This window comes from Hahella ganghwensis DSM 17046 (assembly GCF_000376785.1).
Classification (GTDB): domain Bacteria; phylum Pseudomonadota; class Gammaproteobacteria; order Pseudomonadales; family Oleiphilaceae; genus Hahella; species Hahella ganghwensis.
The window spans coordinates 1-14,491 of record NZ_AQXX01000134.1; the positions used below are offsets into that span (position 1 = coordinate 1).

At 48.8% G+C, this 14,491-nt stretch carries 11 protein-coding genes and 4 tRNA genes; 11 read left to right on the plus strand and 4 right to left on the minus strand.

Annotated elements, in window-relative coordinates; translation table 11 throughout:
• The coding region (locus F566_RS0122965; RefSeq protein WP_020405052.1) for an IS66 family transposase at positions 1 to 239 on the plus strand (239 nt) is incomplete at its 5' end.
• A gap of 296 nt (positions 240 to 535) precedes the next feature.
• Here F566_RS0122965 and acnB read toward each other — a convergent pair.
• Positions 536 to 3,124 (minus strand): bifunctional aconitate hydratase 2/2-methylisocitrate dehydratase, encoded by a 2,589-nt coding sequence (gene acnB, locus F566_RS0122970; protein ID WP_020409383.1) that lies wholly within the window; start codon positions 3,122 to 3,124, stop codon positions 536 to 538.
• A gap of 471 nt (positions 3,125 to 3,595) precedes the next feature.
• Between acnB and F566_RS0122975 the strand changes: the two genes are divergently transcribed.
• Positions 3,596 to 4,225 carry a MiaE family protein gene (locus tag F566_RS0122975; protein ID WP_020409384.1) on the plus strand — a complete coding sequence of 210 codons (630 nt, stop codon included), beginning with the start codon at positions 3,596 to 3,598 and terminating at the stop codon, positions 4,223 to 4,225.
• 20 nt (positions 4,226 to 4,245) lie between these two features.
• On the opposite strand, the gene F566_RS0122980 is transcribed toward F566_RS0122975, so the two are convergent.
• Together F566_RS0122980 and F566_RS0122985 are read right to left on the minus strand one after the other, a co-directional pair.
• Positions 4,246 to 4,980: a UDP-2,3-diacylglucosamine diphosphatase gene (locus F566_RS0122980; RefSeq protein ID WP_020409385.1), complete on the minus strand. Its 735-nt coding sequence runs from the start codon at positions 4,978 to 4,980 to the stop codon at positions 4,246 to 4,248.
• A 92-nt stretch (positions 4,981 to 5,072) separates the two neighbouring features.
• Positions 5,073 to 5,567 carry a peptidylprolyl isomerase gene (locus F566_RS0122985; protein WP_020409386.1) on the minus strand — a complete coding sequence of 165 codons (495 nt, stop codon included), beginning with the start codon at positions 5,565 to 5,567 and terminating at the stop codon, positions 5,073 to 5,075.
• Between the two features lie 223 nt (positions 5,568 to 5,790).
• On the opposite strand from F566_RS0122985, the gene F566_RS0122990 reads away from it, so the two are divergent.
• Both F566_RS0122990 and cysS read left to right on the plus strand, forming a co-directional pair.
• Positions 5,791 to 7,476 (plus strand): glutamine--tRNA ligase/YqeY domain fusion protein, encoded by a 1,686-nt coding sequence (locus tag F566_RS0122990; protein ID WP_020409387.1) that lies wholly within the window; start codon positions 5,791 to 5,793, stop codon positions 7,474 to 7,476.
• A 55-nt stretch (positions 7,477 to 7,531) separates the two neighbouring features.
• Positions 7,532 to 8,944, plus strand: a complete 1,413-nt coding sequence (cysS, locus tag F566_RS0122995; RefSeq protein WP_020409388.1) for a cysteine--tRNA ligase — start codon at positions 7,532 to 7,534, stop codon at positions 8,942 to 8,944.
• Positions 8,945 to 8,999: 55 nt separating this feature from the next.
• On the opposite strand, the gene folD is transcribed toward cysS, so the two are convergent.
• Positions 9,000 to 9,860 (minus strand): bifunctional methylenetetrahydrofolate dehydrogenase/methenyltetrahydrofolate cyclohydrolase FolD, encoded by an 861-nt coding sequence (gene folD / locus F566_RS0123000; protein ID WP_020409389.1) that lies wholly within the window; start codon positions 9,858 to 9,860, stop codon positions 9,000 to 9,002.
• Positions 9,861 to 10,225: 365 nt separating this feature from the next.
• Between folD and F566_RS0123005 the strand changes: the two genes are divergently transcribed.
• From F566_RS0123005 to clpX, 7 genes are all read left to right on the plus strand, one after another.
• A tRNA-Pro gene (locus tag F566_RS0123005) sits at positions 10,226 to 10,302 on the plus strand.
• Between the two features lie 56 nt (positions 10,303 to 10,358).
• Positions 10,359 to 10,435: transfer RNA gene (locus tag F566_RS0123010), tRNA-Arg, on the plus strand.
• A gap of 143 nt (positions 10,436 to 10,578) precedes the next feature.
• A tRNA-His gene (locus tag F566_RS0123015) sits at positions 10,579 to 10,654 on the plus strand.
• 76 nt (positions 10,655 to 10,730) lie between these two features.
• A tRNA-Leu gene (locus F566_RS0123020) sits at positions 10,731 to 10,815 on the plus strand.
• Between the two features lie 116 nt (positions 10,816 to 10,931).
• Entirely contained in the window at positions 10,932 to 12,266 is a 1,335-nt protein-coding gene (tig, locus tag F566_RS0123025; RefSeq protein WP_020409390.1) for a trigger factor, read from the plus strand.
• Between the two features lie 136 nt (positions 12,267 to 12,402).
• Positions 12,403 to 13,020 (plus strand): ATP-dependent Clp endopeptidase proteolytic subunit ClpP, encoded by a 618-nt coding sequence (clpP, locus tag F566_RS0123030; RefSeq protein WP_026180259.1) that lies wholly within the window; start codon positions 12,403 to 12,405, stop codon positions 13,018 to 13,020.
• A gap of 73 nt (positions 13,021 to 13,093) precedes the next feature.
• Complete coding sequence (gene clpX / locus F566_RS0123035) at positions 13,094 to 14,377, plus strand: ATP-dependent Clp protease ATP-binding subunit ClpX (RefSeq protein ID WP_020409392.1); 1,284 nt, start codon at positions 13,094 to 13,096, stop codon at positions 14,375 to 14,377.
• The last annotated feature ends 114 nt before the right edge of the window (positions 14,378 to 14,491 follow it).

Sequence of the window (14,491 nt, forward strand, 5' to 3'; positions counted from 1 at the left end):
ATTGGGTGGAAAACCAGATCCGGCCTTGGGCGCTGGGTCGTTCCAACTGGTTGTTTGCCGGATCGCTGCGCAGTGGTCAGCGGGCAGCGGCAGTAATGAGTCTGATCCAATCGGCCAAACTGAACGGACATGATCCCTATGCTTATCTGAAAGATGTACTGGCGCGTCTGCCGACGCAGAAGAACAGTGCCATTGCTGAATTACTGCCTCACAACTGGAGCGGTCCGGTCAACCTGTGATAGCCGGACGCTTACGTTTAATTTTTTCTATGACTTCTTCATTTTTGAGTTGGCTTTTTTGCGAAGATTGGAGTGTGGTATCCACTCGGTATTGAGGTCGGAAATGTACATGCCTATCCTGGGCTCTTCGACGGAGTTGTGCTTAATCATTAGATTTGTTACTTGGGCGTCGAAAAAAAATCAATCCTTGATACTCAAATGTAGATAATTCAGGTTTGTTCTTCCAGTGATTCACTGCGGAAGGTTGGAGGCAAAAAAAAGCCCCGGTTAACCGGGGCTATTGGATGCATTTTGAATCAGGCGTCAACTGAGGCCTTGGAAGCTTTCTCGGTGTAGTCTTCCATTTTGTCAAAGTTCAGGTAACGGTATATATCTGCAGACATACTGTTGATATTGTTTGCGTATTTCATGTACTCATCAACTGAGGGTAGCTTGCCGAGTACTGCGCCGACGGCGGCGAGTTCAGCAGAGGTCAGATAAACGTTTGCTCCATCTCCCAGACGGTTAGGGAAGTTTCTGGTCGAGGTGGACAGAACAGTTGTACCTGGTGCGACTCGTGCCTGGTTACCCATGCATAGAGAGCATCCTGGCATTTCGGTGCGGACACCGGATTTGCCATAGACGTTGTAGTAACCTTCTTCCATCAGCTGGGCTTGGTCCATCTTGGTTGGAGGAGACATCCAGAGACGGGTTTTCAGCGGATCTTTGTTCTGCTCAAGAAGTTTACCAGCGGCGCGGAAGTGGCCAATATTGGTCATGCAGGAGCCGATAAACACTTCGTCTACTTTATCGCCAGCAACATCTGACAGAAGTTTTGCGTCGTCAGGGTCGTTCGGGCAGCAAACGATAGGCTCTCTGATTTCGGACATGTCAATCTCAATGACATGTGCGTACTCGGCATCTGCGTCGGCGCGCATTAATTGCGGATTCGCCAGCCATTCTTCCATTGCTTTGGCACGACGTTCCAGTGTGCGAGGGTCGCCGTAGCCTTCGCTGATCATCCAGCGCAGCATAACAATATTGGACTTCAGGTACTCAGCTACCGAATCTTCGCTCAGGGTAATGGTGCACCCGGCGGCAGAACGTTCGGCAGAGGCGTCGGAAAGCTCAAATGCCTGCTCAACGGTGAGATCTTCCAAGCCTTCAATTTCCAGAATGCGACCGGAGAATTCGTTGATCTTGCCTTTCTTCTCAACAGTCAGGATGCCTTGCTTGATGCCGTAGTAAGGGATTGCATGGACCAGGTCCCGCAAAGTGATGCCGGATTGTCTTTCACCTTTGAAACGTACAAGAATCGATTCCGGCATATCCAGTGGCATGACACCGGTTGCCGCAGCAAATGCGACCAATCCGGACCCGGCAGGGAACGATATGCCCATCGGGAAGCGGGTGTGAGAGTCTCCGCCGGTTCCGACTGTGTCAGGCAGAAGCATGCGGTTCAGCCAGGAGTGAATGATACCGTCTCCTGGGCGCAGTGCGACACCGCCACGAGTTCGGATGAAGTCGGGAAGAGTGTGTTGCATTTCTACGTCAACAGGCTTCGGATAAGCTGCTGTGTGGCAGAAAGACTGCATAACCAGATCGGCAGAGAAGCCCAGGCAGGCCAAATCTTTCAGTTCATCTCTGGTCATCGGTCCAGTGGTGTCCTGAGAGCCAACAGTGGTCATCTTTGGTTCGCAGTATTGACCGGGGCGAACACCGTCAACGCCACAAGCCTTGCCGACCATCTTCTGGGCCAAGCTGTAGCCTTTGCTGCTGCCTGCTGGGTCAACCGGGCGACGGAAAGCGTCAGAAGCGCCAAGGCCCAGTGCTTCGCGAGCCCTGTCTGTCAGTCCGCGGCCGATGATCAGAGGGATACGACCGCCTGCTTGTACTTCATCAAGCAGAACATCTGATTTGAAGCTGAACTCAGATAGAACTTCGCCGGACTCGGACAGAATTTTTCCATCATATGGACGAATTTCAATAATGTCGCCCATGTTCAGGTTGTCAACAGGTGCTTCGAATACCAGTGCGCCGGCATCTTCCATTGTGTTGAAAAAAATTGGAGCGACTTTGCTGCCGATACAGATGCCGCCAGAACGTTTGTTGGGCACTCCAGGAACATCTTCGCCGAAGAACCAGAGAACAGAGTTGGTGGCGGATTTCCGGGAGGAGCCGGTGCCGACAACATCACCGACAAATGCAACGGGAATGCCTTTGGATTTGACTTCTTCAATTTGCTTCATTGGCCCAACAACACCAGGTTCTTCAGGTGTCAATCCTTCGCGAGGCATTTTGTACGCTGCGCGTGCGTGCAAAGGAATATCCGGGCGTGACCATGCATCCGGAGCAGGTGAGAGGTCATCAGTATTGGTTTCCCCTGAGACCTTGAATACTGCAACTTTGATGCTTTCAGGAACTTTTTTGCGGTTGTTGAACCATTCGGCGTTGGCCCATGATTCCAGAACTGCTTTAGCATTGGCATTCCCGGCGTCTGCTTTCTCTTTAATGTCGTGGAAAGCGTCAAATACCAGCAGGGTGTGTTTCAGTTCTTCTGCGGCCAGTGAAGAAAGTTCGCTGTCATCCAGTAGTTCAACCAGAGTGGCGATGTTGTAACCGCCTTGCATCATACCAAGTAACTGAACGGCTTTTTCTTTGGAGATCAGGGGAGATGAGTCTTCGCCTTTTACAATGGCGGAAAGAAAGCCCGCTTTGACATATGCTGCTTCATCCACACCGGGGGGAACGCGGTTTTCAAGGAGATCCAGAATGGTTTGCTCTTCACCGGCAGGAGGATTTTTCAGCAGTTCAACAAGACCGGCGACTTGTTCTGCATTCAGGGGTTTGGGAGGTACGCCTTCAGCGGCGCGTTCTTCTACATGTTTACGATATGCTTCAAGCACAATTTAAACCCTCATCAGTTACGATAGCCGTCCTTTTGGGACAATGTTGTAAGTAGGGTGGCCACTAAGGAGCCACTGCACAGCACATGAGCGCTTTTGGCGAGTCGATCTTATAGTAATAATTCAGTTTTTATCTGAATTTCAGTGACATAGGCTTTGCAGTAACCCCTATATGTGCACCAGAAATTGGGACCCGTATTCTACGGCATCAGGCAGGTAAAGTTAAGTTGAGAACTTCGATAAGTAATTACACTAACGTCGCAATATGGCCTGATGAAAACGGGGTGCTGGAAATTTAGCCGTATGCAGGGCTATAAAGCAAATAAATGATGGAAATGGGTGGAATAAACATAATCAATAAAGGTCGGAGGTTTTTCCTGTAGGCTGGTTTTGATGTTGGATCTGTTATACTGCGCGCCTTCTACAAACCCTAATGATTTAAACCTGAATAGAGAATGACGGCTGGTAACGATGACGGTTGAAGTGCCCCTGGATATTGAGCAGTTTTTAGGATGCAAGACACCTGTAGCCTGGTTGGAAATGGCAGCGGGTCGTTTGCCCGAGCTTTTGGTGGATCATGCTCAGTGTGAGAAAAAAGCGGCATCGTCAGCCATGCAGTTGATGTTTCGTTATCCGGACGATGAAGAGATGGCGAAGCGTATGTCGAAGCTGGCCAGGGAAGAGCTGCGCCATTTCGAACAGGTGCTGAAACTGATGCAGGCCAGAGGTGTTCGTGATCAAAAGCAGACCGCAGCCCGTTATGCTGCCGGTCTAAGGGAGCATGTCAGAAAAGGTGAGCCGCAGAAGCTGGTGGATATGTTGATCATCGGCGCTTTCATCGAAGCGCGTTCATGTGAAAGATTTGCCGGCTTGATTCCCTATCTGGAATCCCAGGATATGGAGTTGGCTCAATTTTATCGTGGGCTTCTGGAATCTGAAGGACGTCATTACCAAAACTACCTTAAGCTTGCTGAGGGGCGTTTTAATAAAGCTAGCGGTGAGGATTTTGCCGTCAGAGTTGAGTATTTCCGCAAGGTGGAAGCGGAATTGATTTCATCACCGGACAGTGAATTCAGGTTTCATAGCGGCTGTCCGGTCTGATCGCTGTCTGAAAAATCGGGTTACTGCAAATCTGATATTCGAAGCTTAATCAGGCCAATTTTGTCTTCTGTGGCAATAATATAATGAGTGGTATCGTGCCAGTCACCCAAGACAATGCGTTGCGCCGTTTTGTTTCCGAGGTCAATCTCGTGTGTCTGAGGTCGGTGCGTGTGGCCGTGAATCATCAGGTCCACATCGTATTGGTCTAGTACTTTCTCTACTTCTTCCTGGTTAACATCCATGATTTCTGCGGACTTCTGCTGATTTTTCGCCATGCTTAACTGACGCATCTGTTCGGCCATTTTCTTGCGCTCATCAAGGGGGCGTCCCAGCACTTGTTGTTGCCAGGCCGGATTGCGGGCAAAGCTGCGAAATTTCATGTATTCCTTATCGTCGATACAAAGGTTGTCGCCGTGGGAAATTATTGTCCTGCGGCCATTGATATCGATAATTGTCGGGTCGTCCAGAAGCTTGGCTTCACACTGTGCCGCAAACTGCTCCCCCAGCAGAAAGTCTCTGTTACCGTGCATCAGGAAGATTTCCGTTCCCCTGTTGGCCTGGTTTGCGAGACAGTCGGCGACCTTTACCTGTAATGGTGTTTGCTCATCGTCGCCTATCCAGGCTTCAAAAAAGTCCCCCAGAATAAAAAGTCGATCCGCATCAGAGGCGATCTTATTCATAAACAGAAAGAAAAACTCTGTGATTTCAGGGTGGCTTTCATCCAGATGAAGGTCGGAGATAAATAGTTGCTTCATGTGTGTCTGCAAATTATGAGTTGAGGTTTGTTGGCAGGTGGTGTGAACCGGAAGCCTTCAAAGCAGGCGGCTTCCGGTGTGTGTCGCTGGAGTTAATCTTCAATTGTTGCGGACTGGATGATGACGTCATCTTCAGGTACGTCCTGATGCATACCTTTGAATGTCGTACGCACCTGTTTGATCTTGTTGACGATATCCATGCCTTCGACAACTTTGCCGAATACTGCGTAGCCCCAGCCTTCGGTTGTTTTTGCGGTGAAGTCCAGGAATCCGTTGTCTGCAACATTGATAAAAAACTGCGCGGAAGCGGAGTGTGGGTCCATTGTGCGGGCCATCGCAACGGTCCCGGTCATATTGCTGAGACCATTGTCAGCTTCGTTTTTGATTGGGTCGCGCGTTTGTTTGGGGATAAGGCCGGGTTCGAAGCCGCCTCCCTGAACCATAAAGTTGGAGATTACCCGGTGAAAAATAGTGCCGTCGTAGAATCCGTCTTTGACGTACTGTTCGAAGTTTTGGGCAGTGTTGGGGGCGTTATCATGGTCCAGTTCGATTTTGATATCACCAAAATTGGTTTTTAAAACGATCATCGAGTTTCCTGTTATTAATTCCTGATGGATGGGTGTGCGCCACAGGTCGTTTAATCAATCTATTGCGATAAAGGGATTTTAATGCAATACCGGTGTTTGCCGAAAGGAAGAATTGATATGGTTTTCCGGTTGGCTAAAAATTGGCGTAGCCAATATTATTGGTTCTGCCAATATTCTATAATTGCGCGTTTTTAAATCTCTGTTTCATAACCTTAAGGCTATTATGACTGTGTCGGACACAAAACTGCCTCCAAGTTTTATTACTCAAGTTGTTCAGGATGATATTGCTGCTGATGTTCATGGTGGAAAAGTGCTTACTCGTTTTCCGCCAGAGCCCAATGGCTATTTGCATATCGGCCATGCCAGATCCATCTGGCTGAACTTTGGTATTGCTGAAATGTTTGGCGGAGAGTGTAATCTTCGCTTTGACGATACCAATCCGGAAAAGGAGGAGCAGGAATATGTCGATGCTATTAAGGAGGACGTTTCCTGGCTGGGGTATCAGTGGGCAGGAGATGTTCGTTACGCGTCTGACTACTTTGACCGCTTTCATGAGTGGGCGCTATATCTGATAAAGGCTGGTAAGGCCTACGTTTGTCATCTAACTGCTGAGCAAGCCAGTGAGTATCGTGGTTGGGCGACTAAACCGGGCAAGGAAAGTCCGTATCGCCAGCGTTCAGTAGAAGAAAATCTGGAATTGTTCGAGAAGATGCGGCTCGGAGAGTTTGCTGAAGGGGAGTGTGTTTTACGGGCCAAGATCGATATGACCTCTCCCAATATGAACATGAGAGATCCGATTCTTTACCGGATTCGCAAGGCGTCCCATCATCAGACTGGCGATAAGTGGTGTATCTATCCCAGTTACGACTTTGCGCATGGTCAGGAAGATGCGATTGAAGGGGTGACCCATTCGATCTGTACACTTGAGTTTCGGGATCATCGGCCACTGTACGATTGGTTTATCGAGAATCTGCCTGTCCCGAGTCGGCCTCGCCAATATGAGATGGGGCGTCTCAATCTCAGCTATACAGTGACCAGTAAGCGAAAATTGAAGCGATTGGTGGATGAAAATATCGTTGCCGGATGGAACGATCCTCGTATGCCGACTATTTCAGGCATGCGTCGCCGAGGGTTTACGCCTTCTTCGTTACGCAAATTCTGTGAAATGGTACCGGTTAGCGATAAGAACAACAGTGATGTTGATCTGGCGATCCTTGAACGGGCCATACGTGATGATTTAAATGAGAGTGCGGCTCGCGCCATGTGTGTCATGGAGCCGCTGAAAGTCACGATTTTAAACTTCCCGGAAGGTGAGGTTGAAACCATGACGGCACCCTGCCATCCGAATAAACCGGAGATGGGGGAGCGGAAGTTGTCATTTACGCGAGAGATTTATATTGAGCGTGATGACTTTAATGAGGATAGCTCACTGTCCCGTAAAAAGTTCAAGCGTCTGGTGCTTGGTGAATGGGTGAGGTTGCGAAGCGCGTACATTATCAAAGCCGAGGAAGTGGTGAAGAATGAGCAGGGTGAGATCGTGGAAATCAAAGCGACACTTGTCCCGGATACCGTCGGGGCAGATGCGCCGGAAGGTGTGCGTCCACGCGGCGTGATTCACTGGGTGTCTGCAAGTCAGTGTGCCGAGATCGAAGTTCGCAAATACGACCGTCTGTTCAGAACTGAGTCGCCGGATAGGGCCGAAGGAGAGTTTAGTGACCAGATTAACCCGGAGAGTCTGAAGATTATGAAGGGATATCTGGAGCTTGATGCGGCAAATGCCGAGCCGGAAACGCATTTTCAGTTTGAGCGGGAAGGTTATTTTGTAGCGGATCAATATGATCACTCGGCAGAGACCCCGGTGTTTAACATGACCATCGGGTTGAAAGACACCTGGAGCTCGAAGGAATAATTAAAGACAGTCTTTGCGGCAAGGCACGTAAAGACTGCCAATCTTAGGTAATAGCATGGCGTTAAAAATATATAATTCTTTGAGTGGGCAGAAAGAGTTGTTTGTTCCCAAAGAAGATAAGAAGGTAAAAATGTATGTCTGCGGGATGACGGTGTATGACTACTGTCACCTTGGGCATGCCAGAGTTCTGGTGTCCTTCGACATAATTACCCGCTATCTGCGTGCCAGTGGATACGATGTCACCTATGTGCGCAATATTACGGATGTGGATGATAAAATTCTTGCCCGTGCAGCGGAAAACGGAGAATCGGTGGATGCGCTGACGGAGCGTTTTATCAATGCGATGCATGAAGATGAGGCGGCGTTGGCAGTTTTAAGGCCGGATATCGAGCCCAGGGCCACCGCGTATATTCAGCAGATTATCGATATGACGGCGACCCTGTGCGATAAGGGGTATGCTTATCATGCACCCAACGGAGACGTCTATTATGCTGTCGATCAGTTTGCAGATTACGGCAAGCTGAGTAAAAGGAAGCTGGACGAACAACAGGAAGGTGCCCGGGTAGAGGTCGATGAGAATAAACGGAATCCATTCGATTTTGTGCTCTGGAAGTCGGCAAAACCTGGTGAGTTGAGTTGGGAGTCCCCCTGGGGAGCTGGTCGTCCTGGCTGGCATATCGAGTGTTCAGCTATGTCCACCAATTGTCTGGGGGATTCTTTTGATATTCATGGTGGTGGGCCGGATTTGAAGTTTCCGCATCATGAGAATGAGATCGCGCAATCTGAAGCGGCAACCGGGTGTCAGTATGTCAATTACTGGATGCATGCTGGAGCTGTGCGGGTTGATAAGGAAAAAATGTCAAAATCGCTGGGTAATTTTTTTACCATTCGCGAAATCCTTGAGGAATACCCGGCTGAAGTGGTGAGGTACTTTATTGCTTCCAGCCATTACCGCAGCTCCATTGATTACTCCAAGGATGCTTTGGTTGAAGCTCAAAGCTCCCTCGAGCGCCTTTATACGGCTATCAGGGGAGTGGAGTCGTCATCTGATTCTGTGCTCGATTCATCTGAGCTTCAGGATTACGTGGTGCGATTTAATGACGCCATGGATGATGACTTCAATACTGCGGGTGCAGTGTCTGTGCTGTTTGAGTTGGCTAAAGCTGTGAATCTGGCAAAGCGTTCTGACTCGGAGGCTGAGCGCCTGAAGGCGGCTGGATTGGCTCGTGGATTGGTGGAGTTGGGGAATGTGTTGGGTGTTCTGCAGGATCGTCCTGATGATTTTCTGCAGGGCGGAGAATCTGAAGGTGAGATCTCTGCTGCTGAAATTGAACAGATGATTGCTCTCAGATATCAGGCACGTCAAAACAAGGATTGGGCGGAATCAGACCGGATCAGGGATGAATTGAAGGTGAAAGGAATAGTGCTGAATGACTCAAGAGAGGGGACGACCTGGCAGAGAGGTTGAGGTCGTTGGTATGCTGCAGGGCCTCGCATAAAACGCGCAGGCCCTGCATTAACCGTTATTTTTTATGTAGATGGTTGGCTGCGTAAAGGGTATTTTCCATAAGAGTGGCGACCGTCATCGGTCCTACGCCGCCAGGTACTGGGGTGATCCAGCCGGCCCGTTTTTCTGCTTCTTCGAACTCTACATCCCCAACCAGATGCCCGTCTGGTAGCCGGTTAATTCCCACGTCAATAACTACGGCTCCAGGTTTGATCCATTCCCCTTTTACCAGGCCGGGTTTTCCGGCGGCAACTACGACTATATCCGCTTGGCTCACTTTCTCAGGAAGGTTTAGAGTGAACCTGTGCGTGATTGTTACTGTGCAACCGGCCAAAAGCAGCTCCATGGCCATCGGTCTGCCAACGATGTTGGAGGCGCCTACAACAACGGCTTCCTTTCCTCGCAGCTCGATACTGGTGGTGTTGAGGAGAGTCATGATCCCCTTCGGGGTGCAGGGTCTGAGAAGTGGCATGCGCTGTACAAGCCGGCCAATATTGTAGGGGTGAAAACCGTCGACATCTTTGTCTGGGAGAATTTCTTCCAGAATGGACTCTGCATCTATATGGCTGGGAAGTGGAAGTTGTACCAGAATGCCGTCGACTGCTTCGTCCTGGTTGAGCTCTTCTATTAATGCCAGAAGTTCGTTCTGGCTGGTGCTGCTGCTCAAGTGGTGTTTGACTGAATGGAAGCCCACTTCTTCGCAGGCTTTCGTCTTGTTTTTCACATAGACTTCAGAAGCGGGATCTGTTCCCACCAGGATGACAGCCAGGCCTGGTGGCCGAAGTCCTTGTTGTATTCTCTTCTGGACGCCGAGAGAGACATGTTTGCGGACATCTGCTGCGACTTGCTTGCCGTCAATGATCTTAGCCGTTGTCATAATAGTAGAAGCCTGTATATGGACGGGTGAGGGCGTTAAGTTTCTGCTACCGGAAATATAGTGGCATTTTCCGGATGCTTCCCCTTTTTGTCTTCGAATAGTGACCTGACCGGCCTGTTTGGTGACCAGATCTTGCCTGCAGTCAGGATATATGTCGAAGGCTGGGGGCTTTGTCAGTAGTTACTGATGAAGCGAGGGCGCATATTTTACTTAATTTGCGATAAGTCTCAATGTATACACTATAAACAGTGTGAGGCGGCCGTTATTATCCAAATGAATTATTTCAGGAAATGTGGTTGACGCCTCCAAAAACCGCGGGTATTATTCGCGCCAGCTTTCGCTAGAGACTCCTGGTCTCGATAAGGCGGGGTATAGCGCAGTCTGGTAGCGCGCCTGCTTTGGGAGCAGGATGTCGGGAGTTCGAATCTCTCTACCCCGACCACTTTTTGATCTTGTAAAAGGTTGGGAGTGGTGGTCGATGTCGCAGCAGTCTGAAGAGCGCTCGTAGCTCAACCGGATAGAGCATCGGCCTTCTAAGCCGAGGGTTGCAGGTTCGAGTCCTGCCGGGCGCGCCATTCGATGTGTGAGTGGCTGGTGGAAGTTTGCGGTTGATATAAGGTTTGTTAGGTCTAGCATTGCTTTGTTGTGATGCAGGTTTTAGGGTGAGGCCCTAAGATGAAAAGGCTATAATGGGCTTGAGTCATTGCATAGTATAGTGGTGGGCGTAGCTCAGTTGGTAGAGCTCAGGATTGTGATTCCTGCGGTCGAGGGTTCGATCCCCTTCGTCCACCCCATTTTCAACTTGTGGTCTTAATGAGTTGAAAATAAAAGCAAATATCTGAAAGAGGATATTGCGGTCTTTTTTAAAGTGCGAAAGTGGCGGAACTGGTAGACGCGCTGGATTTAGGTTCCAGTACCGAAAGGTGTGAGAGTTCGAGTCTCTCCTTTCGCACCATCTTTATCATCGATTAAAATCCCTTTTTTGTTCCTATCTCTTGCGCATGAGGCCAACGCTACGTAATATTTGCGTCCTCTTTTTTTTAAGTCGCGTTTCAGAACCGAGGATAATTCATGCAAGTTTCTGTTGAAACCACTTCCCCAATTGAACGTCGAATGACTATCGGCGTGCCGGCTTCAAAAGTTGATTCTGAAGTTGAAAAGCGTTTGCAGAAAACCGCTCAGACTGTGCGTATGAACGGATTCCGCCCAGGTAAGGTTCCTATGAGTGTTGTTCGTCGTCGTTATGGCGAAGGGGTGCGTCAGGAAGTGATCGGTGAGGTGATGCGCGATGCATACATCGATGCACTGCAGCAGGAAAAACTAAATCCTGCAGGCTACCCGAAATTTGAGCCTCAGCAGATGGATTCCGGACAGGATCTTGAGTTTACGGCCATATTTGAGATTTATCCTGAGATCCAGGTCGGGGATCTTGGTTCGCTGACTCTTTCCAAAGAAGAAACTGAAGTTGTTGATGCAGATATCGATAATATGATCGAAATGCTTCGTAAACAGTCTCAGGGTTGGGAAGAGAAGGACGCTGCTGCTGAGGATGGTGATCGCCTCACGGTGGATTATAAAGGTACCTTGGACGGTGAGGCTTTCGAAGGCGGGAGCGCTGAAGATGCCACCATCCAGATTGGTTCGAATAGGATGATTCCAGGGTTTGAGGAAGGTCTGGTTGGGGTGAAAGCGGGTGAGGAGAAAACTCTTCAACTGACTTTCCCAGAGGACTATCACGCTGAAAACCTGAAAGGAAAAGCGACAGAGTTCGCTGTTACCGTCAAAAAAGTTGAAGAGCCTAAGCTTCCTGAAGTTGATGAAGAGTTCTTTGCTCAATATGGCGTTCAGGAAGGTGGTATGGATGCTTTCCGTGCCGAGCTCAAAAAGAATATGGAGCGTGAAGCTAATTTTGCTGTGGCCAACAAGGTTAAGCAGCAAATCGTTGATCAATTGATTGGGCTTCACGAAATCGAAATTCCAGCAGCTTTGACTCAGCAAGAAGTTCAGAAAATGAAGCAGGACGCCTTACAGCGTTTTGGTGGAGGTCAAATGGACCCTTCCCAACTGCCGGATGAGCTTTTCAAGGACCAGGCTGAAAAACGCGTAAAAACCGGTCTTATCTTTGCTCAGATTGTGAAAGAGCAGGAGCTGAAAGCCTCTGATGAGCAAATTGAAGAAAAGATTCGTGAGCTGGCGGCCAGCTACCAGGAGCCAGATCAGGTTGTAAACTGGTACATGAACAATGCTGAGCAGAAGGCGCAGATTGAATCTGTTGTACTGGAAGATGTTGTTGTTGACTTCGTTCTGGATAAAGCCAAAGTGGAAGTTAAATCCGTATCTTATGATGACGCGGTAAAACCGGCTGCAGCCTCAGCGGCTGAAGAGAAAGAGTCAGGCGACGAATAAGAAAATATTCGCAGGTTTAGGCTGAGAAGGGCTTAAAACTACGCTAGACTGATAAACAGCCGGTATTCCCGGCTGTTTCTTTTTATACCGTTGATGGAGAATGTTTGAGACTATGGTCCGTGATGCCAGCACTGAAATGAAGAAGAATTTGGAAGTGGCGAATGCTCTGATTCCTATGGTTGTTGAGCAAACTGCCCGAGGTGAGCGTTCTTACGATATTTATTCCCGTCTGCTAAAAGAGCGGATCATTTTCCTGGTTGGTCCTGTTGAGGATCATATGGCCAATCTGGTGGTTGCGCAGATGCTGTTCCTGGAGTCGGAGAATCCAGACAAAGATATTCATCTGTATATTAATTCTCCCGGGGGATCTGTAACCGCAGGTTTGTCGATTTACGACACTATGCAGTTTATTAAGCCGGATGTTTCTACCATGTGTATTGGGCAGGCTGCCAGTATGGGGGCGTTGCTGCTTGCCGGTGGGGCTGCCGAAAAGAGGTTCTGTCTGCCACATTCTCGGGTCATGATTCACCAGCCTCTGCTGGGCGGATTGCAGGGCCAGGCGTCAGATATTGAGATTCATGCCAAAGAAATTCTGACTTTACGTGAGCGTTTAAACACAATTTTGGCCAATCATACTGGTCAAACCATTGAAAAAATTGGTAAAGATACCGATAGAGATAATTTCATGGATGCCAACGCGGCAAAAGCGTATGGCTTGATTGATGACGTGTTGGATAAACGTGTAACTGGTTAGGTTTTGAGAGTTGTGGTATAGATAAGCCGAGTGGTTTTTCAGACCTGACGAAACGAATTTTAGGGGTAATTTAATGGCTGATGATAGAAACGGAAAAGGAGAAGACGGCGGTAAGCTGTTGTACTGCTCCTTTTGCGGAAAAAGCCAACACGAAGTTCGCAAACTGATTGCAGGGCCGTCCGTATTTATATGTGATGAGTGTGTGGACTTGTGTAATGACATCATTCGCGAGGAAATTCAGGAAGCGACAACGACTGACAGCAGTGATCGTCTGCCTACGCCACACGAAATCAAGGAAACGCTTGATGAATATGTCATCGGGCAGTCTCGTGCCAAACTGGCTCTGGCTGTTGCCGTGTACAATCATTACAAGCGTCTGCGCTATGAAGACAAGAAGGGAGATGTTGAGCTTGGTAAAAGCAACATTCTTCTGATCGGTCCTACCGGTAGTGGTAAGACCTTGTTGGCAGAAACGCTGGCCAGGTTGCTGGATGTGCCATTTACCATTGCGGATGCCACAACTCTGACAGAAGCCGGCTATGTCGGTGAAGATGTCGAGAATATTATTCAGAAACTGTTGCAGAAGTGTGACTATGATGTCGAGAAAGCTCAGCGCGGTATTGTCTATATCGATGAGATCGACAAAATTTCACGCAAGTCTGACAATCCCTCTATTACCCGTGATGTGTCTGGTGAAGGGGTTCAGCAGGCCTTGCTGAAATTGATTGAGGGTACTGTTGCATCGGTTCCTCCACAGGGCGGCAGAAAGCATCCGCAGCAGGAGTTCCTGCAAGTGGATACCAGCAATATTCTGTTTATTTGTGGTGGCGCATTTGCAGGGCTTGAGAAGATTATTCGAGACAGGTCTGAGAAGGGTAGTATCGGGTTCTCCGCTGTAGTTAAGAGCCAGATCAGCTCGAAGTCCGTTGGGGAGACTCTGAAGGACGTTGAAACCGAAGATTTAATCAAGTTCGGCTTGATACCTGAGTTTGTCGGGCGTCTGCCTGTGATTGCGACTCTGGATGAGTTGGATGAAGAGGCTTTGATTCAGATCCTGACTCAGCCGAAAAACGCTCTTACCAAGCAGTATGAGAAGCTGTTTGATATGGAGGGAGTTGAGGTCGACTTCCGTGAAGATGCCTTGCTGGCAATCGCCAAGAGGGCTATGGAGCGCAAAACAGGTGCGCGTGGTTTGCGGTCGATTCTTGAATCTGTGTTGCTGAGTACCATGTATGACATTCCTTCAGAAAATGATGTCTGTAAGGTAGTTATTGATGGTGGTGTGATTTCGGGTGAATCAGATCCAATTAAGATTTACAAAAACAATGATCAGGCGAAGGCGGCGGCTGAAGACTGATCAATGTGAGTGATATCTGAACAGCTTTTGTTGAGAAGGGGCGTATGCCCCTTTATTTTTTTGGGTTGGCGCCTCTTTATTTAATTTTTTTAATTGTAATTTGTGGCCATTGTC